Below are 18,441 nucleotides of genomic sequence, written 5' to 3' on the forward strand. Positions count from 1 at the left end.
CTCTATGCCTCCTTGGCTGATTTTCGAAATTCCGATGGTGTGCATCCTGTCATTTTCTTAAAGTTGTTGCTAAAGTAAGCGACGTCTCCATAACCAACCCTATCTGCAATTTCCGACATTCTTAACGTGGTGTGCAGGAGGAGATGCTTTCCCTCTTCAATACGAAGCTCGGTTAAATAATCAATAAATTTTTTATTTAACTGCTGCTTAAAAAGCTGGCTCAAGTAACTCGGGTTCACATGGACTTTTTGTGCTGTGTCATGCAGTGTTACTTCATTCAGGGGTGTTTTTCGTATATATTCGAGTACCTGCTCAATTGTCGTAGAGGGGACAGCCGGACTGCTAGCTGTACTTAAAGCTGTTTTTATTTGCTTACCGGCTTCTTCCGTTTGAAGCCATTTTTCAAGGCTTGCCCGTAAGTCCTCTTCTTCAATCGGTTTTAAAAGATAGTCCGTTACGCCGCTTCTCAGTGCCTGCTGGACAAATTGAAATTCATCATGAACGCTGATCACAATGACATCCTGCTTTTTTTTAACGTTAGCGAGCTCTTTCACAAATGTCATTCCATCCATGATTGGCATTCTCACATCTGTCATGATCAAATCCACTTGATTTTCTTTTACCCACTCTAGCGCCTGGAGTCCGTTTTCACATTCCTGAACGACTTCTACAGGCAGATTAAGCTTATTGATCGTCCACTTTAGTGCTGTACGGACCCAACGTTCATCATCCACTAATAAAATCCGCCTCATATTGCTTCTCCTCCCTGCTGCCGGCAGTTAAAGGCACGCTCATCGAGACTACGGTGCCCTGCCCTGGCTTGCTTTGAATGTCCATCCCGTATTCCTCTCCGAATAAATACATAATGCGCTGATGAACATTTATCAGTCCGATATGCTCCCCACTGCTGACTGCAGAATGCCGCTTTAAGTTGCACTTCATTTCGGACAGCACCTCTTCTTCCATGCCTGAGCCATTGTCGGAAATGGAAATGATGCACGCTTTTTCGGACACGCGAAGCACTGAGGTAGAAATCATTATTTGAGGGCTGCTTTGACCGAAGGCATGTACAAAACAATTTTCTACGATCGGCTGCAGGGAAAATTTTACTACTTCCACTTGCTCCGCCCATGCCGGAATAGAAAGCTTATAATCAAATCGATCGCCAAAACGGAACTTTTGAACCTGCAAATACATTTCACAAAATTTCACTTCTTCCCTGAGACTGACTGTTAGTGTGTTATTTTTCAAATTGTATCGCAACAGCTTTCCGAGTGAATTTGACATCACAGCAATATCTTCCTGGCTTCCTTCAAGAGCCATTCCCCGGATCGTCTCAAGCGAATTATATAAAAAGTGTGGATTAATCTGCGATTGAAGCATCTTCAGCTCACTTTCTTTTTGTTTTAATGAAAGCTCCGCTTCTTTTAATTTTGACACGTAAACTTCATCAAGAAGGGCAGACAGCTTTTCAACCGTGTTGTTAAAGCCCATTGTCAGCTGGCCGATTTCATCTTTTGACTCAACATGTATTCTGCCGTCAAGCTTGCCTACCTCCACCTCTTTCATAAAACATTGTAAGCGCTTAATCGGGCGGACGAGTGCAGCGGCAAATCCATAGCCAGCAAGATAAGCAGCAACAAGGGCAACACCAATGGTGATGAGAATGGTTTTCCTGATTTGGTTGATACCCATCGTTAAATTGTCGTATGGAACAGACGTCAGAAACGTCCAGTCGAGATTAGAAGAATGGGTATACGTGACAAAGTTTTTCGTTTCGTTTTTCAGCATGACCGAATCGCTGTTCTCTACTTTCAGCTTTGATAGCAGCTCCGTGTCTCCGTTTTGCCCCAGCCTGCTGTAATCGGGGTGATAAACATAATGCCCTTCTGCGTCCAATATAGAAAATGATCCGTTTCTGGTGATAGTGACTTTGTTTGAAATCTCTTCAATCCGTCTGAAATTAATATCGATAACCAGCATCCCTACAGGCTTGAGCGTTTCTGGGCTGTAAAGCCTGCGTACGAGCGAAATAACAGGCTGTTCCTTATCTTTTGTTTTCAATGTCCGGCTGACAAGCCTAATCATGCCGTTATGGGGAATAGACTCATACCAATATTCTTCTTTCATCTTCGGAGCGGGATAATAATTCCGGTTTCCAAGTGTATCGATAACTCTCCCTGAGTCTGTCATGATTGTGATATTTGAAATATCAGGTCTAGAGTATTCCTGAAGTTCAAGGAAATTGCGGACAGCACTGCTGAGGATTTCTTCTTTGCCGCTTTTCTCAGCGTCCGCTTGTATAAAATCTTCCACTTCAGATGAGTTAATAATTTTCAGGCTGGTAATTTCAAAATCCTGCAAATAATACTCTATATTCGACTCGGCCTGATCGATCACCTGCAGACTGGAAAGCCGGACTTCTTTTTCAATTTCTATCGCTGACCGCTGGTAGGAAATAATGCCAACCGCTAAAACAGGGAGGATGACTAATAAGCTGGAGAAAACAAACAGCTTATGCATAAAAGGCTGATCTCTTAGTAAAATAAAGCGGTCTATAAACTCAATCCATTTTCTCCTTCTTCGCTTCATTGTCTTCCCCCCCCCCCTTTTATATAGATAGAACCCGGCACGCGTAAGCATGCCAGGCAAGCCTTCTATCCTATCATACGGTTACGGACGTGCTTCTTCAATAGCATCCATAATATCCTGGTAATCTTTTGAATACTTTTCGACTACTGGCTTTACAGCATCCTGCAAAGGTTTTATATCTTTTACTTCAGTAAAAGTAACGCCTTCGTCTTTTAATTTCTTTTCAGAACGTTCTTCCCATTTTGCCCATTCAGCTTTTTGTGTTTCAACAGAATCAAGCGCAGCCTGCTTGATAATTTCCTGATCCTCTTCATCTAACTTATCCCAGATTGTATCACTCATCAGCAAAACTTCCGGTGTCCGCTGATGATGATCCAATAAAACATGTTTCGCTTCCTGGTAATGGTTAGAAGAATCGATACTTGGTAAATTGTTTTCAGCTCCATCAATGATACCTGTTTGCAGGGCACTAAATACTTCCCCGTATGGCATTGGTGTTGCACTTGCGCCAAGTGCACTTAAGAAATCAATATTAATTTCACTCTGCTGGACACGAATTTTCAGCCCTTCCAAGTCTTCCATGCTCTTCAATTTTTTTGTTGCATAAAAATTGCGTGAACCAGAATCATAGTACGCAAGCCCTTTCATTTTTGATTGTTCTAATCCGTCAAGAAGCTCCGTTGCTTTTTCGCTTTCAAGAAAGTTCCATAAATGATCCTCACTTTCAAAAACATATGGAAGCCCCAAGACAGAGAAATCTTTATTGAATTCAGCTAATGGATTAGCATTGATTCTAGTGAATTCAATGGCACCGAGCTGAACCTGCTCTAATACTGACTTTTCATCACCAAGCTGCGCGGAAGGAAAGACTTCAATTTTAATGCGCCCATCCGTTCTTTCTTCAACTAGTTCAGCAAACTTCTCATCCCCCAAAACAGTCGGGTAATCAGCCGGCTGATTGTCCGCCAGCCGGAATGTATAACTTGCTTTCTTTCCATCAGCTGCTTCTCCTAAGCCTGTTCCTTCTTCACTGCTGCAACCCGCCAGCACAGCACTTGCAAACATAACAGAAGCTAAAATCCCCTTAAATTTCTTGTTTTTCATTGTGTACATCCCCTTTGTTTTATTTTATCCATTCGCTCTGTTAGTCTGCCAGCATATTTGGCAGCCACATCACAACATCTGGAATATACGTGATGACTAATAGAACAACAATTAATGCATAGAAAAATGGCAGCATCGCTTTTGTGGCTTCCTGTATAGATACTTTGCCGATTGCTGAACCCACAAACAACACGGTTCCAACCGGAGGTGTCAGCAAGCCGATTCCCGCATTCAATATAAGGATGATGCCAAAATGCACTGGATCCATTCCGAGATTTGTCACTACAGGTAATAAAATAGGCGTCATAATTAAAATCATCGGCGCCATATCCATTGGAGCCCCAAGCAGCAACAGCAAAATGTTGATGATTAGCAGAATGATAATTGGGTTATCTGAAATCTGCAAAAATAAATCGGTGACCATGCCCGGTATTTGCAAATAAGCAAGCGTCCATCCAAAGGAAGCGGAAGCAGCGATTAAGAAAAACACCATTGATACTGTTCTCATCGTCCGCTTTAAAATATTCCCAATACTTGAGATCGGCGCTTCCCGATAAACGAAAAATGCCAGAATAAATGCGTACAAGCAGGCAAGTGCGCCAGATTCTGTTGCCGTAAACCAGCCGCTCAAAATACCGCCAAGAATAATGACAGCGGGGCTTAAAGATAAAAAGCCATGAATTAAGATTCCTGAGATTTCCGATTTCGGTACAGGCTCCGCTTTTCCATATCCGCGCTTTCTGGCAATCACATAACTTGTGATCATAAGCGCTGTCAGCATCATAACGCCTGGAACGATGCCTGCCATAAACAGGCTGGCAATCGATACACCGCCGGCGGCGAGCGAGTAAAGAACGAGATTGTGGCTTGGCGGCACAACTACCCCTTGAATGGCTGAAGCAATGGTAACACCAACCGCATAATCAGCTTGGTAGCCATTCTTTTTCATCATCGGCACCATCACAGAGCCGACAGACGATACATCTGCAACCGCAGAGCCGGAAATGTTCCCAAAAAACAAGGCAGCGACACTATTGACCATCGCCAGCCCTCCCCGAATCCGCCCGACCATCAAACTTGCAAACCGGACAATTCGTAAAGCAAGCCCTCCCTCACTCATAATTTGGCCTGTTAATATGAAAAATGGAATCGCCAGTAAAGAAAATGAATTAACGCCTTGGATCATTTGCTGTCCGATGACTGGCATTGGCACCTTCAGGTAGATCACGGTAATAAGTGATGAAACAACAAGTGTAAGCGCGATGGGAAAACGAAGCAATATCAACCCAACAAAACTAACCAATAATATTACGGTGCCGACCGTATTGATGTCCACGTTATATTTCCTCCTCTATGCCCTGATGCCGGGTTGTCTGAATGTTAAACAAATGAAGCAGTGCATAACCGGAAATCATCATCCCCGTAATCGGCATAGCCAAATAGGTAATGCTGCTCGGAAGTTTTGTTGCCGGCAGAGTAGAATCCATCATCAGCACGGTGAAATCCCAGCCTTGAATAACAAGGTACATCCCAAAAGCCAGTGTGCTCAGCATAATGACTTTATCCCAAACCTTGTTAAATTTTTTAGAAAACAGGTTTGTGAATGAGTCAATGCCTAAATGAATGTACTCGCGAAAGCCAATCGCGATGGACATGAATGCAAACCAAGCAAGCAATAGAAGTGTAATTTCCTCTGACCAGAAAAAAACAAAATTAAATAACTTCCGGGTCATGACTTGCGTTGTGACAACAAAAATTAATGCAACAAGCGATAATAGTGTTGCCCTCTCAAAAATTGAATCAATCCATAACCCGGCTTTTTTGATGAAGTTCATCTGCATCCTCCTGTCTGAAAGCGTTTTCTTAACCTTATTTTAGAAATTACATAAAAATTAAGATATACATTTTTTTTAGGAGAATTTGTGATTTTTTTATGTTTGCGTCTATTCAAAATAAAAAAGCAGCGACTACGGTCACTGCCAAAAATCATAGATGATTCTTCCACACTTCTGCATATACATCTTTCAACGGCACACTAAGTGTTTCTGCAATTCTCCTGCAGTCTTCATATTCCGGCGCGCTGCACGATCTCGCCGTTCATCAATCCGCACTTCACCGTAACAAGCCCCCAAGGTGTATTTACCTTCATAAACTGCTGCTCCAGCCGGTGAACCGTGATTGGGTAATAGCGGATGCCAAGTGTCGTCGTTTCACGAAATAAAATAGATTCCATGTTAGGAACAGCCGCAGCAGCATAAAGAAGCTGAAGCAGGACGCCCGGACGGTTTTTTTTTTATGTAAATGGGTGTGTAAAACACATCATTGGCCCCCGCCTCAAACAAAAGATCCATCACATAGCCAAGCCATTCACCTGATATATCATTGAGGTTTACTTCCATCTTGATCATATCGCTGTCCCGGTGCTCTGTGTTTGGCGGACGGTGCTTATTCATAGCCGGTCACCACCCGCAGTACATTCGGGTGGTTTTTGAATGTTTTTTTACCAGCACCATAGCCTATTTTCTCCACTGTCATAGACGGCATCGTACTGAATGAGTCAGCCAGTACAGCCGCAATGGCTGCCCCGGTTGGCGTCGCCAATTCGCTTTTGATCGATGTCTGTGCAATCGGGACACCTTTTAAGATTTCCAGCGTGGCCGCTGCTCCGATCACAAACGGAAGATCCATTGGCAAACCAATGTATTTCTAAATAATGGGATGAAGACCCGATAGGATATACGTTGGCGGCACTGGTGCGGACAGCTGTTCTTTTTCCACCTCAATGTGTTCCAAAATCTCTTTATCCCAGTCAAGCAATGCCCCATTAAACAAGCCGCTTGCAGAGGCCATTGAATAGTCAACAACCCGCTTATTAAACCAGTGATACACAATATACTCTTTCAGCGACATGGGATGAATGGGAGTGCCTGTTTTTTCGTAAAAAGTGAATCCACGCTCTTTTAACAGCTCTTCTGCCTGCCCGCTGCTTCTTCCATCCGCCCATATCATAGCTTGTGATAGAGCATGGCCATCTTCATCGACACAAATCAGCGAATGCATCGCACAAGAGAACCTGACAGATATCAGTTCTTCCGCTGTTATCTCCGCCTGCTCGAGTGCTGATTTTAAAACGAAAGCAGCAGCAGACAGAATCACGTCCGGATCCTGTTCCACAAACCCTGGTTTCGGATAAAAAGAAGTGTTCAACTGTTCTGTTTCTGCCACTACTTTTCCTTTTCTGTCAAAGACCACTGCTTTGACGCTTGTTGTTCCAATATCGAGCCCGATTACATACTTTTTAGCCGTTCTGTTTCTTCCATTTTCAACGATTTATTCATGCTGCCGCTTTTGTAGCCGGCCAGATCAAGCGATACGTATTTGTACCCGAACTGCTTAAGCCGTTTGTCAATCGCCGCGTGATACCCCATCACAAGGGTCATGTCCCCGGGCTCCACTTCAATTCGGGCGGTATCTCCATGAGTACGGACACGGACCTGGCGGATTGACAGCGATTTAAGATACGCTTCTGCTTTCTCCACTTTTGTCAGCTTTTCTTTTGTAATCCTTTCCCCATAGGCAATTCGCGAAGACAGGCAGGCAAAGGATGGCTTGTCCCAAGTTGGCAGATGAAGCTCTCTGGACAGGCGGCGAATCTCTTCTTTAAACAAATTCGCTTCCTGAAGCGGGCCGCGAATCCCTTTTTCCTTCGCCGCTTTCATGCCCGGCCGGAACTCGTTCATATCGTCGGCAATGACACCATAGACAATATTATGAAACTTCTCTTCTTTTAAAATCGGAATTAAATGCTCGAATAAACTGCTTTTGCAGAAGTAGCAGCGGTTTTGATCATTTTCCGTATAGCCCGGAATGGCCAGTTCCGATGTTTCAATAACCAGATGGCGCGCACCGATTTGCCTGGCAAGATCCTGTGCTTCTTTCAGTTCGCTTGATGGATAAGTCTCTGAATCTGCTGTTACTGCCAGCACATTCGCCTCACCCAGGGTTTCCACTGCCACTTTTAATAAAAACGTGCTGTCCACTCCTCCAGAAAACGCAACGACAACAGAGCCCATTTCCCGAAGGATCTCCTGCAGTTTTTCGTATTTTTCTTCTGCCATCCTTTTCACCCTTTCTGTTAAATCGTCATGCTGCCAAACCCGCCGTCTACTCGAATCGTTGTCCCTGTCACAAAGCTGGATGCTTGATCGGATGCTAAAAAGACGGCCGCTCCCTGCAGTTCATCCGGGTCGCCAAAACGGCGCATTGGCGTATGATTCATAATGGAAGCTGTCCGTTCTTCGCTTAAGATCTTCCGGTTTTGTTCTGCCGGGAAAAAGCCCGGTATGATAGCGTTTACACGGATGCCGTCTTGTGCAAATTCACGCGCCAAAAATTGAGTGACACTGTTTAGTCCCGCTTTTGAAACGGAATAGGTAAACACTTTAGACAGCGGCGTTGTCGAGGAAACAGACGAAATGTTAATAATGCTGCCTGTCCGTTTCTGCTCAATCATTTTCTTCGCAAAAATTTGGCACGTGACGACAATTCCTTTTAAATTCACATCCATAATATCATCCCACTCATCCATCTCTAATTCAAAAAATGGCGTGGTACTGTTTTTCCCTGGTGCATTCAATAGAATATCCCAGCCGCCGCTCCATGCTTCAATATCGGCAGCGGCTTGTTCGAGTGCTTCTCTGGATATAACATCTGCTTGAAATGCCTTCGCTTCGCCGCCACTTTCCTCGATTTCTTCAACAACCTGGTTTGCTTTTTCAAGGTTTCGGCCCACAATTGCCACCCTGGCTCCATGAGCTGCCAGTCCTTTTGCCATAGAAGCACCGAGTACACTGTTCCCGCCAATCGCAACCACTGTTTTTCCGCTCAAATTAAATAGTGTATTCACTTTTTTCCCTCCGTCACTTTGTTAAATTGCCATCTTTCTCAAATGTCCATTCCGCCGGATCAGTTAGAACTTCAAGCTGCGGATGGTTTTTTACATAATCATGCAATGCTGCCGACACTTCAATTTCGCCGATTTCAAGTGTGTTTTTAATGCGGACCATTTTTACCTTGGTGAAGTCTAAAATATTGCATGTTTTAATGGCTGCTTTAATTGCTTCCTGATCGTTTGCAAGAGTCGTCGCAATTTTCGTCGGCGCACAGACCGTTGAAGTCAGGCCGTTTGCGTAAGTAGCTTCGCGGTCCATTTGGTCTACAAGACGCTGTGTCGTAAAGTCTGCTGTGCCAACGCCATTTGCATTTCCTTCTGTTTCAGGCGTCAAGTCAAGCACGACCATTTTGCTGACGTCCGGCCCGCCTGTTGCATATGGCGTGGGGAACCGCCCGGTAATATTCGGGTCCATGCCATCACCGCTGATGTTTTTGCCAATTTCATCAATCACCAGGACATCAATTTGGTCAAAAAACAGCTTTGGCAGCATTTCTTTTGCCTTGATCTGAAGTTCTTTTTCATTCTCAAGAATGTCCTGCTTGGTCATTACGTCAACGACCGCCGCCTTATCGAAAGCATTTTCTACAGTCGCCACACCGAACAAAAATGGACGCTTGTCCATAATGATTTTGGCCATCGCTGGCACGTTTTCCGCCATGTATTTAAAGCCCATCTGGTGGCACGCTTCCGCTCCTTTTTGCTTTCCGAGCCCGATGCTGATCATTTTCATCATGCCGCTTTCCACCGGGCCGCGAAAAGCGGTATGCGGTTTAATGCGGTTAATAACCACGATACCATCTGCCTGGGATGCATACTTGTCTACATAAACCGGCAGGCCGTTTTCAAGCTCCCCCAGTTTCACAACTTCCATTGTGGAGCGAATGGGTGCACCTGCGCTTTCTTCTGTAATGCCAAGGTGCCGTAAAACATCGGTCTGCCCTTCTGCAGTTGCTCCTCCGTGGCTGCCCATGCTTGGCACAATAAACGGCTCCGCGCCGAGTTCTTTTAAAAAAGCAACGGTCGCGGCTGTGATTTCAACAATCCGGTCAACTCCGCGGCTGCCGACCGCAACAGCGATTGACATCCCCGGCTTTACGAGTGATGTAATTTTTTCTTGATGGAGCTTTTCTTTTAACGCCTTAGTTAAGTCGTCAATCTGGTCCTTATCGAACCGCTGTCTCACTCTCATCATCTGTGGTATTGGAATGTCCTTGAGAAGTTCCTGCAGAATGCCCATAGTTATGGCCTCCTTTTCGGTTTAAAAAGAATCTTTTTGCATTTTCATACCCGATATTGCGTACCATTTGCGACAGAAAGTCCAAATCATTTACCGCTTTCCCTTGTTCCACCCATTCCCCTAAAATGCTGCATACAATCCGACGAAAATAATCGTGGCGCACATAGGAAATAAAGCTGCGCGAATCCGTCAGCATCCCGATAAAATGGCTGAGCATGCCGACATTCGCAAGAGTTTTCATCTGCTGCTCCATCCCGTCTATATGATCGTTAAACCACCAGGCGGAACCAAATTGAATTTTCCCCGGCACACCTGCTTCATAAAAGTTGCCGGTCATGCCCGCAAGCACAGGATTGTCTTTTGGGTTTAAATTAAATAGGACTGTTCTTGGCAGGCTTTCTTCTGTTTCCAATGCATCATGGAATTGTGACAGCCCTTCTGCTATATCGCCGTCTCCGGGCGAATCAAAGCCGGCATCCGGACCAATTTTTTCTTTCATTGGCGTATTGTTATTGCGCATCGCGCCTATATGAAGCTGCATGACCCATTCTTTTTCGGCGTACATTTTGCCAAGCTCTTTTAACAGGAATGAGCGGTAGCGGAGAATGTCTTGCTCAGTTAATGCTTCATCATTCATTCGTTTTGTAAATACGGCTTCCGCTTCTTCTTTTGTTGTTTGAAGGTACACCATTTTTTGTACATCATGGTCAGATGCCCGGCCGCCCTGCTCATGGAAGAAGTTGATACGCTGTCGTAACCCTGCCAAAAAGTCAGTAAAAGATGTAATCTTGATCGCAGATACATCAGAAAGCTTTGTGATCCAGGTGCTAAACGCCGGACGTTCAATAAATAAAGCACCATCCGGCCGGAATGTTGGCGCGACAGTTGTCTGAAATGTTTCGTCTTCAGCAAGCAATTGGTGATAGCGTAAATCTGATACTGGATCATCCGTTGTGCCGACAAACATCACTTTGGATTTTTGAATAAAATCACGCGGGTAGTAGCCCGGCTGCTACAATTTTTCATTACACTCTCTCCAAATTTCTTCTGCCGTGGCTGGTGATAACGGTTTATTAATGCCAAAATACATGTTCAGCTCCATATGCGACCAATGGTAAAGGGGGTTACCAATTAAATGCGGCACTGTTTCTGCCCATGCGGCAAATTTTTCCCAGTCACTCGTACTTCCAGTAATTCGCTCTTCGTCAATTCCATGCATCCGCATCAGCCGCCATTTGTAGTGGTCTCCACCCAGCCAAAGCTGCGTTATATTTTTGTACGGCTTGTTTTCCCATATCTCTTTCGGATCATCGGATCAAGATGGCAGTGAAAGTCAAAAATCGGAAGGTCTTTTACAGCCTTATCATAAAGTAAAACGGCCGTTTGATTGGAAAGCAAAAAATGATTCGCTAAAAATGATACCAAGTTCATTTCCTCCTTTGAGCACCCTTAATGAAAGCCTTTTCCTTATTAATTAAAGTTCACTATAATTAATTTGTTTACCAAACTAACTAATTGTGATAAGCTTATCACCAATCTTTTTAGCCGTCAACGCGTGTCTTTTTATTGCTCAATAAAACTGTATAATATGATCATGAACGAAGGAGGATGTATGATGGCTGCAACCGGCGATGCCGCTTATATAAAACAAATTAACCGCTCATTGATTTTACAAAAAATTATTGAAGAAAAAACGATTTCCCGCGCTGAACTTTCAAAGTTAACCAACCTGACAAGGGCAACCATTTCCGTTCAGGCAGCAGATCTGCTTGATGAAGAACTGGTGATTGAAACTCAGCTTGAGCACCACTCCGTCGGCAGACGCCCTATTATGTTGTCTATTAACCGCCAGGCCGGCTTCGTGCTTGGAATCGATTTAGATTACGGGGCGATGACGTTTGCTTTATCAGATTTACTTGGAAAACTCGTGGCTTTAGAAACCATTCCCCTTGAGTCGACTGATTACGATCACGTTGTTCAGGCAGCTGCGAAACATATTCATCGTTTTCAAACGCAATGTGAAGACAGCCGCTACGGTCTGGTCAACGTTGTTATTGGTGTTCATGGCCTTGTGACACTTGATGAACATGTTCATTTTGTTCCGCGCCTTGGCTGGAACAATGTGTCTTTAAAAGAAGATTTGGAACGCACAACAGGTCTTTCCGTGACGCTTGAGAACAACGCGAATCTTTGTGCATTTGCTGAACGAGTATACAAACACTATGAAGCGAAAAACCTGCTCGGTGTCAGCCTTTCTTCAGGTATTGGCGTTGGTATTATAATGAATGAAGCTTTTTTCAAAGGTGAAAACGGCTTTGCCGGAGAAGCTGGTCACATGATTATTGTTCCGAATGGAAAAGCGTGCAGCTGCGGTAACAAAGGCTGCTGGGAGCAATATGGATCCGAGGCTGCTTTTTTACATGCTCTTGCAATGAAAAAAGGAAAAGAAACTTTTTCTTATCAAGATGTACAGGAAGGGATTCAGTTTAAAGACGAGACTGTTATCGAAATGATGGATGAATTTATTTTTCACTTGAGCATCGGTTTAAACAATATGATTAACTTATACAATCCAAATGTTGTTGTGCTAAATAGTGATCTTCTGCATCTGTATCCAGAAGCGATTAAAAAAATCGAAGAAAACCTGGTATCTAGCATTAACCACTACCGGCATTTGTATATATCAGAGCTCGGCAAACAGGCCTGTGTATCGGGAGCATGTGCACTTGGCATTAAACAATTTTTCCACATTCCAACCTTGCAGCTTTCCGCTGAATAACCGGCTGAAACACATGCCTTTAATAAACCACGGAAACATCTTTTATCCTTAAACTTCTGGACTGCAATATAGCGTCTGTAGCAATCTGTCAGAACTTTAACATGAAAAGTCTTTTGAGTGCAGATGTCTTATAAACAACAAAAGTGTACATAAGCAAAAGTATACTTTTGCTTATGTACACTTTTGATTAAGTACACCTATACTTAATAACTTTTTGATTGTCTTTCCCTTAGACTCTTAACCATATATTCAGGATCAATTAGAACAAAAAATTAGTGCAGTATTCCCCTTCAAAATCTTCGATTTAGTGGGGATTAGGCGCTAAGGTCTTTATTTTACCTGTTCTTCTATATATTTTTTCGTTACATCGCTTGCCGCTTCTTAGGGGTAGTACCAAGATTTTTGACAAAACATACACTAATACATTTTTCGGAAGCAAAAATCCAATTTTCCCCACGCTAAACAAGGAAGAATCGGATTTTGTTCGTTTATTGTGCTATCGATCTCCGTTAACTTAGAAACTCTCCTAAATAACAGAAAAATGTACTATATTAAACATATAAAAAATCTCATCTTTTGTTTTGTGATGAGGTTTTTGTGTGATATTGTGGTTTTTTTCAATAGGTTAATTTCGGAAAAACTACGTCGAAGATCCCACACTTTGACACTCTTGTATATCATGATGAAATGAGGTGGAGTTTCTCACCATCAGGCTAGTTTCCATAATGTATGTTCTCGTATGGGTTTCTGCTCCGTCGATTTGCTTCATAAGAAGCTCAACGGCCCGACGCCCCATAACGCGTATGGGCTGGGCAATGGTTGTTAACAGAGGGGAAGTTAATTCACAAATTGAAAGATTGTCAAAGCCGATAATAGAGAGTTCTTGAGGAATACGGATATTCATTTCTCTGGCCGCTTTGATTACACCTCCTGACAACACATCACTGGATACAAAAATAGCGCTGGGGCGTTCTTTCAAAGCGAGCAGCCGTTTTGCACACTCGTAGCCATTTTCAACAGAGGAAGCTGTTTTAACGATAAACTGCTTCTTCAGAGGGAGCTGCGCTTCTTCCATTGTGTCGCGAAAAGCACGAAGACGTATCTTCCCGGCCGCTGTATTTTCTGCAATCATGGCGACTTTTTTATGATTAGATGCTAGCAAATGACGGACCGCCTGACAGGCGCCTTCATAGTTATCTATTGTAATAAGCGGCATTGCGTAATCTTGTTTTTCTGGTTCCGTTGAAAGGAAGATCCCTTTCAGCCCGCGCTTTTTCAATTCATCTTCAATAATTTTAGGATAATGGTCAGAAGCCACAATAAAGCCATCTACGCCCTGCCGAATAAGTGCAGATACGCAGCTTTTCTCTTTGTCCGGCTGGCCGTCTGTGCTGCAGACCATAATACTAAACCCTTGAAATCGGCATTGTTCGCTAATGCTCCTGGTTAATTCAGCAAAAAAAGGAGAGGCAATATCTGAAACGAGAAGACCAATTACTTTGGTCTTTTTTCCTATAAGAGCTTTTGCCATTTCATTAGGGTGGTAATTCAACTTTCTAGTCGCTTCCAGCACTCTACGCTTTGTATCCATGCTGATTAATCCCTTATTATTGATTACTTTGGAAACGGTCGCCGTAGATACACCCGCTTCTTCTGCCACATGGTAAATCGTTGCTTTCATATCGCTTCTCCTTTCTCCTGTTTTAGTATGAGCATTTTGAATAAGATCAGGCTCTCCCGGAAAGCCTGACCCCCATATAGCTTTCTTGTTTATCGATCTTCTTGTTTCACTTATCATGAAGTGCTTTTTGAGCTATTGAAGAATTTATGACTGAGCGCTTTTTGCCATTTCCACTTCTTCAAGTTTAACCGGCTGGCGTGTTTGAACGGATTTGATGCAAGCTAACGCAATAGCCAATGCATTCCGAGCATCCTCTCCTGTCACAACCGGCTTGTTTCCAGAACGCACACAATCAATAAAAGATGTTAGTTCAGCGACGTAAGCGTCATGCAATAATTCTGTGTCTTTTCTGTATGTGTCCATACTGATGCCATCTGCTGTATAGCGGGTCATATTCGTTTGCTGCACACTTCCGGCTGTCACCATACCGGCTGAACCAAATACTTCTCCGCGCACATCATATCCATACGCCGCCTGAAAATTTGCTTCTGCGGTAGCAATAGCCCCGTTATCGAATTTAATTGTTACTACGGCTGTATCAAGCAGCCCCTTGTCTTTGAAATCCGGGCGGACGAGCGCATCTGCCACTGCATACACTTCCGTCGGTTTTGAGCCTGGATTTAAATAAAGAAGCGCATCAAAGTCATGAATTAATGTTTCTAAGAATATTGTCCATTCTGGAATTGGCGTAGGATCGCCCAGTCCTGGATCACGCGTTAAAGACCTTAACAGCTGCGGTGTACCAATACGTCCTTCAGCGATATTGTCACGAGCAGATTTAAACCCTGAAGCAAATCGGCGGTTAAATCCAACTTGCAGGGCGACATTGGCTTCTTTGGCTGCTGCAATTGCGGCATCTGCTTCCTCCAGGGTAACGGCCATCGGTTTTTCGCAGAACACCGCTTTTCCTGCTTTAGCGGCGGCAATAACCAGTTTTGCATGTGAGCGGGCAGGTGCTGCAATGACTACTGCATCCACTTCTGGATCATGAAACATCTCTTCTGGACTTGTATACGTTTTGGCCGCGCCAAGTTCAGACGCCAGTCTTTCGGCTGACCCTGGAACCGGGTCAGCAATCGCCACAAGTGATGCTCCATATACTTTACGCGCAATAGAAGTACCGTGAAAACTCCCCATACGTCCTGCCCCAACAAGTCCTACTTTAATTTCTTTCATTTTTGCTCCTCCTTTAATAAATATGATTTTAGTTAAAGTACTGGTTCTAACTCTTTTATTGGCAATTCTATATCCCTAAATAGGAAAGTCCTTTCCTTGAGTGACAAAAAAATAATGTGTACGTCCAATGCAGGAAAGCAACTTTTATTAATCATTTTCTGCGGTATAATTATAATAATATTCAGTATTTTATACTCTTATTTATGACTATACTTTTGAAGAACCTTATTTGTTTTTACGTTGGCGCAGAACATCTACATATACAGCCGCAATAATAACAAAGCCAATAAAGGCCATTTGCAGATCTGCCGCGACGTTCATGAGGTTAAGTCCGTTGCGAAGAACCGCAATAATCAAAGCACCAATCAGTGTGCCCCAGACTGTACCTACTCCGCCAAAGAAGCTGGCTCCACCGATGATAACAGCCGCAATCGCATCCAGCTCAAAGCCAAGACCGGCAAGAGGGAAAGCAGAATTAACACGCCCTACCATCACTAATCCAGCCAAACCTGCCATAAAACCACTGATCGCGTAAACAATAATCAATATACGGTCAACGTTAATTCCTGATAAGTGAGTCGCTTCCTTATTTCCACCAATCGCATAAATATAACGGCCTGTCATCGTACGCGTTAAGAACAAGTGGAGAATCACGCACATTACAATAACAAGAATAAAGCTGTAAGGGATAATACCGATTGACTGGCTGCCAAAAAACTGAATCATGAATGGGAAGCCTGCAATCGGTGCTGCTCCCGTAATAATTAAAGCAATACCACGTGCAATGTTCATGGTTCCAAGCGTCGCAATAAATGGATGAGGCAGGCGCAGCTTCGTTAACATAATGCCATTTAAATAACCGCATAGCGCACCTACAAGCAGACAAACCAGTATTCCTACAATTGGGTGAAGCCCCATGTTGACCGTAACGACGCCCATCAGCATAATCGAAATAGCCAGGATAGCGCCGACTGACAAATCAATACCTGCTGTTAAAATGGGCAGAAGCAGCCCAAGTGCCAATAGTGCATTAATGGAAGACTGGCCTGCAATATTCATAATATTACTCAGCGTCAAAAAGTCACTGTTCAATGCTGATAAAATTACGACCAGCAGTGCAAGCCCAATTAAGGATCCAAACTTGCTCATGAGTCCCTTAGAAATCTTTTTTGATTCAAGTTTCTTTTTTTCTACTACCAATTCTGCCATATTTATTTCCCTCCTACTCTCATTTTCTCAAGTGATGCAGGCTGTTCCCCTTCACAAAGATCTTCTTCCGGCAGTTTTCCTGTAGCCGCTTTCATAATCAGTTCCTGGCTGGCTTCTTCTTTTAAAAGATCCGCCGTAATTTCCCCTTCACACATGACTAAGATGCGGTTGCACACTCCTAGTATTTCAGGCAGTTCAGATGAAACAATGACTACGATGGCGCCATCTGCCACTAGAGAGTTAATCAAGCGGTATACTTCTGTTTTTGCTCCAACGTCAATTCCACGTGTTGGCTCATCGAAAAAGAAAACTTTCGCTTCTGTGGAAAGCCACTTTGCAATCACGACTTTCTGCTGGTTCCCGCCGCTCAGCTTTCGTGCGTGCTTTTGGATATCATTTGGACGAATTTGAAGTTCACGGACATACGTATCAGATCTTTTATTGACCTCACCATTTTGAATAAATAGCCCTTTTTTGAACTTTTTTAAGCTTGCAAGTGCCATGTTAAAATGAAGAGACTGGTCCAGGACAAGGCCTTCCCCTTTTCGGTCTTCTGTAATGAAGGCCATACCTGCATTAATCGCGTCTTTAGGCGACTTGACTTTCACTTGTTTTCCAAAAACATGCACCGTTCCCGAGTCAATTGGATCAGCTCCGAAAATGCCTCTGATCAGTTCTGTCCGTCCCGCACCGACAAGCCCTGAGATTCCTAAAATCTGTCCTTGATAAGCGGTAAAATTAATTGGCTTGTCTGATCCTTTCAGCCTCAAGTTTTCAACTTTCAGTCCAGGGCTGCCCAGCCGGAAATTTGCTTTTGGAAACTTATCCTCCAGCGCGCGTCCGACCATTAGTTCAATCATGGTATCTGTACTTGTTTCACTTACCTGGCGGGTAGCCACTGCTTTCCCATCACGCAGAATGGTAATCCGATCCCCGATTTGTTTTAATTCTTCCAGGCGATGCGAGATGTATACAATGGCAATTCCCTGTCTTTTAAGCTCCATAATGGTCTCCAGCAGCTGCTCCGCTTCTGATGCACTTAAGCTGGAAGTGGGTTCATCCAAAATGATGAGTTTTGTATCAATGGTCAGTGCTTTCGCGATTTCGACAAGCTGCTGCTGGCCTATCCCGAGCGTGGAAACAAGCGCTTCTGGGTCGATATTCTGGCCAAGCCGCTTTAGAATGTCTTTAGACCGGTTAATCATCTCTTTCCTATTTAAAAAGGAAAACCTGCCTTTTACCTTAAGTTCTCTTCCTAAAAAAATATTTTCGTAGACCGGCAGTTCAGGAACAAGATTCAGCTCCTGATAAATGGTTGCAATGCCTAGATCCATAGCGTCTGACGGTGTTTTAATATTTACTTTCCGCCCTTCCCAAAACAATTCACCTTCGTCTTTAGAATAAGCACCTGTCATGATTTTAATAATGGTTGATTTTCCGGCACCGTTTTCTCCCAAAAGCACATGAACTTCTCCAGCCCTGACATCTAAATCAATATTCTTCAAGACCGGAATACCGGAAAAGCCTTTACAAATATCTTTAAGTCTGAGCAACTCTTTCATAGCTGTCCTCCTTCGTATTACCTGAATGTGTGGGTATCACAATACCACCTGGAATTCCTGAACCAGCGATCTCTTTCGCAGCACAGGAGCATTTGGATTAACCAATTCTCTTAAAAGCAAGCCTTTTACATTCTGGCAATGCATTTG

15 protein-coding genes and 2 pseudogenes are annotated in these 18,441 nt (G+C 43.6%); 1 reads left to right on the forward strand and 16 read right to left on the reverse strand.

All coding sequences use genetic code 11. The annotated features are described in order from the left end of the window. Nucleotides 1-2: 2 nt before the first annotated feature. The 12 genes and pseudogenes from RG959_RS19525 to uxaC all read right to left on the reverse strand — a co-directional run bounded on the left by RG959_RS19525 (nucleotide 3) and on the right by uxaC (nucleotide 11,312). The gene (locus tag RG959_RS19525; protein WP_342798568.1) at nucleotides 3-752 is read right to left on the reverse strand and encodes a response regulator transcription factor; all 750 of its coding nucleotides are present in this window, start codon (nucleotides 750-752) and stop codon (nucleotides 3-5) included. Further along, complete coding sequence (locus RG959_RS19530) at nucleotides 727-2,592, reverse strand: sensor histidine kinase (RefSeq protein WP_342798569.1); 1,866 nt, start codon at nucleotides 2,590-2,592, stop codon at nucleotides 727-729. The genes RG959_RS19525 and RG959_RS19530 overlap by 26 nt, the downstream gene beginning before the upstream one ends. An 81-nt stretch (nucleotides 2,593-2,673) precedes the next feature. Continuing rightward, entirely contained in the window at nucleotides 2,674-3,696 is a 1,023-nt protein-coding gene (locus tag RG959_RS19535) for a TRAP transporter substrate-binding protein (RefSeq protein ID WP_342798570.1), read from the reverse strand. 40 nt (nucleotides 3,697-3,736) lie between these two features. Beyond that, on the reverse strand, nucleotides 3,737-5,032 hold the full coding sequence (locus tag RG959_RS19540) for a TRAP transporter large permease (protein ID WP_342798571.1): 1,296 nt from the start codon (nucleotides 5,030-5,032) through the stop codon (nucleotides 3,737-3,739). A gap of 1 nt (nucleotide 5,033) precedes the next feature. Next, entirely contained in the window at nucleotides 5,034-5,531 is a 498-nt protein-coding gene (locus RG959_RS19545; protein ID WP_342798572.1) for a TRAP transporter small permease, read from the reverse strand. 230 nt (nucleotides 5,532-5,761) lie between these two features. Continuing rightward, nucleotides 5,762-6,149, reverse strand: a pseudogene (larC2, locus tag RG959_RS19550) (nickel pincer cofactor biosynthesis protein LarC2). Further along, nucleotides 6,142-6,384, reverse strand: coding sequence for a nickel insertion protein (gene larC, locus RG959_RS19555; RefSeq protein ID WP_342798597.1), 243 nt, complete (start codon nucleotides 6,382-6,384; stop codon nucleotides 6,142-6,144). The pseudogene larC2 and the gene larC overlap by 8 nt, the downstream one beginning before the upstream one ends. Before the next feature lie 18 nt (nucleotides 6,385-6,402). Further along, nucleotides 6,403-6,948 carry an FGGY family carbohydrate kinase gene (locus RG959_RS19560; protein WP_342798573.1) on the reverse strand — a complete coding sequence of 182 codons (546 nt, stop codon included), beginning with the start codon at nucleotides 6,946-6,948 and terminating at the stop codon, nucleotides 6,403-6,405. A 35-nt stretch (nucleotides 6,949-6,983) separates the two neighbouring features. Continuing rightward, nucleotides 6,984-7,814: an ATP-dependent sacrificial sulfur transferase LarE gene (gene larE, locus RG959_RS19565; RefSeq protein WP_342798574.1), complete on the reverse strand. Its 831-nt coding sequence runs from the start codon at nucleotides 7,812-7,814 to the stop codon at nucleotides 6,984-6,986. Between the two features lie 17 nt (nucleotides 7,815-7,831). Further along, entirely contained in the window at nucleotides 7,832-8,602 is a 771-nt protein-coding gene (locus tag RG959_RS19570) for an SDR family oxidoreductase (protein ID WP_342798575.1), read from the reverse strand. A 13-nt stretch (nucleotides 8,603-8,615) separates the two neighbouring features. Next, nucleotides 8,616-9,887, reverse strand: a complete 1,272-nt coding sequence (locus tag RG959_RS19575) for a nickel pincer cofactor-dependent isomerase, group 22 (RefSeq protein ID WP_342798576.1) — start codon at nucleotides 9,885-9,887, stop codon at nucleotides 8,616-8,618. Next, nucleotides 9,814-11,312 (reverse strand): annotated as a pseudogene (uxaC, locus tag RG959_RS19580) (glucuronate isomerase). The gene RG959_RS19575 and the pseudogene uxaC overlap by 74 nt, the downstream one beginning before the upstream one ends. A 190-nt stretch (nucleotides 11,313-11,502) precedes the next feature. On the opposite strand from uxaC, the gene RG959_RS19585 reads away from it, so the two are divergent. Next, on the forward strand, nucleotides 11,503-12,666 hold the full coding sequence (locus RG959_RS19585) for an ROK family protein (RefSeq protein WP_342798577.1): 1,164 nt from the start codon (nucleotides 11,503-11,505) through the stop codon (nucleotides 12,664-12,666). Nucleotides 12,667-13,306: 640 nt separating this feature from the next. Here the strand turns inward: RG959_RS19585 and RG959_RS19590 are convergent. The 4 genes from RG959_RS19590 to RG959_RS19605 form a co-directional block, all read right to left on the reverse strand. Beyond that, nucleotides 13,307-14,347, reverse strand: coding sequence for a LacI family DNA-binding transcriptional regulator (locus RG959_RS19590; protein ID WP_342798578.1), 1,041 nt, complete (start codon nucleotides 14,345-14,347; stop codon nucleotides 13,307-13,309). Nucleotides 14,348-14,491: 144 nt separating this feature from the next. Then, nucleotides 14,492-15,523 (reverse strand): Gfo/Idh/MocA family oxidoreductase, encoded by a 1,032-nt coding sequence (locus tag RG959_RS19595; RefSeq protein ID WP_342798579.1) that lies wholly within the window; start codon nucleotides 15,521-15,523, stop codon nucleotides 14,492-14,494. Nucleotides 15,524-15,748: 225 nt separating this feature from the next. Further along, complete coding sequence (locus RG959_RS19600) at nucleotides 15,749-16,732, reverse strand: ABC transporter permease (RefSeq protein ID WP_342798580.1); 984 nt, start codon at nucleotides 16,730-16,732, stop codon at nucleotides 15,749-15,751. A 2-nt stretch (nucleotides 16,733-16,734) separates the two neighbouring features. Next, entirely contained in the window at nucleotides 16,735-18,294 is a 1,560-nt protein-coding gene (locus tag RG959_RS19605; RefSeq protein ID WP_342798582.1) for a sugar ABC transporter ATP-binding protein, read from the reverse strand. Nucleotides 18,295-18,441 lie beyond the last annotated feature (147 nt).

It is taken from the genome of Domibacillus sp. 8LH (assembly GCF_038806185.1).
GTDB lineage: Bacteria > Bacillota > Bacilli > Bacillales > Domibacillaceae > Domibacillus > Domibacillus indicus_A.

Coding starts and splice junctions, on each gene's coding strand:
- RG959_RS19525 (WP_342798568.1), bottom strand. CDS start 752: ATGAGGCGGATTTTATTAGTGGATGATGAACGTTGGGTCCGTACAGCA.
- RG959_RS19530 (WP_342798569.1), bottom strand. CDS start 2,592: ATGAAGCGAAGAAGGAGAAAATGGATTGAGTTTATAGACCGCTTTATT.
- RG959_RS19535 (WP_342798570.1), bottom strand. CDS start 3,696: ATGAAAAACAAGAAATTTAAGGGGATTTTAGCTTCTGTTATGTTTGCA.
- RG959_RS19545 (WP_342798572.1), bottom strand. CDS start 5,531: ATGAACTTCATCAAAAAAGCCGGGTTATGGATTGATTCAATTTTTGAG.
- larC (WP_342798597.1), bottom strand. CDS start 6,384: ATGGATCTTCCGTTTGTGATCGGAGCAGCGGCCACGCTGGAAATCTTA.
- larE (WP_342798574.1), bottom strand. CDS start 7,814: ATGGCAGAAGAAAAATACGAAAAACTGCAGGAGATCCTTCGGGAAATG.
- RG959_RS19575 (WP_342798576.1), bottom strand. CDS start 9,887: ATGGGCATTCTGCAGGAACTTCTCAAGGACATTCCAATACCACAGATG.
- RG959_RS19585 (WP_342798577.1), top strand. CDS start 11,503: ATGGCTGCAACCGGCGATGCCGCTTATATAAAACAAATTAACCGCTCA.
- RG959_RS19590 (WP_342798578.1), bottom strand. CDS start 14,347: ATGAAAGCAACGATTTACCATGTGGCAGAAGAAGCGGGTGTATCTACG.
- RG959_RS19595 (WP_342798579.1), bottom strand. CDS start 15,523: ATGAAAGAAATTAAAGTAGGACTTGTTGGGGCAGGACGTATGGGGAGT.
- RG959_RS19600 (WP_342798580.1), bottom strand. CDS start 16,732: ATGGCAGAATTGGTAGTAGAAAAAAAGAAACTTGAATCAAAAAAGATT.
- RG959_RS19605 (WP_342798582.1), bottom strand. CDS start 18,294: ATGAAAGAGTTGCTCAGACTTAAAGATATTTGTAAAGGCTTTTCCGGT.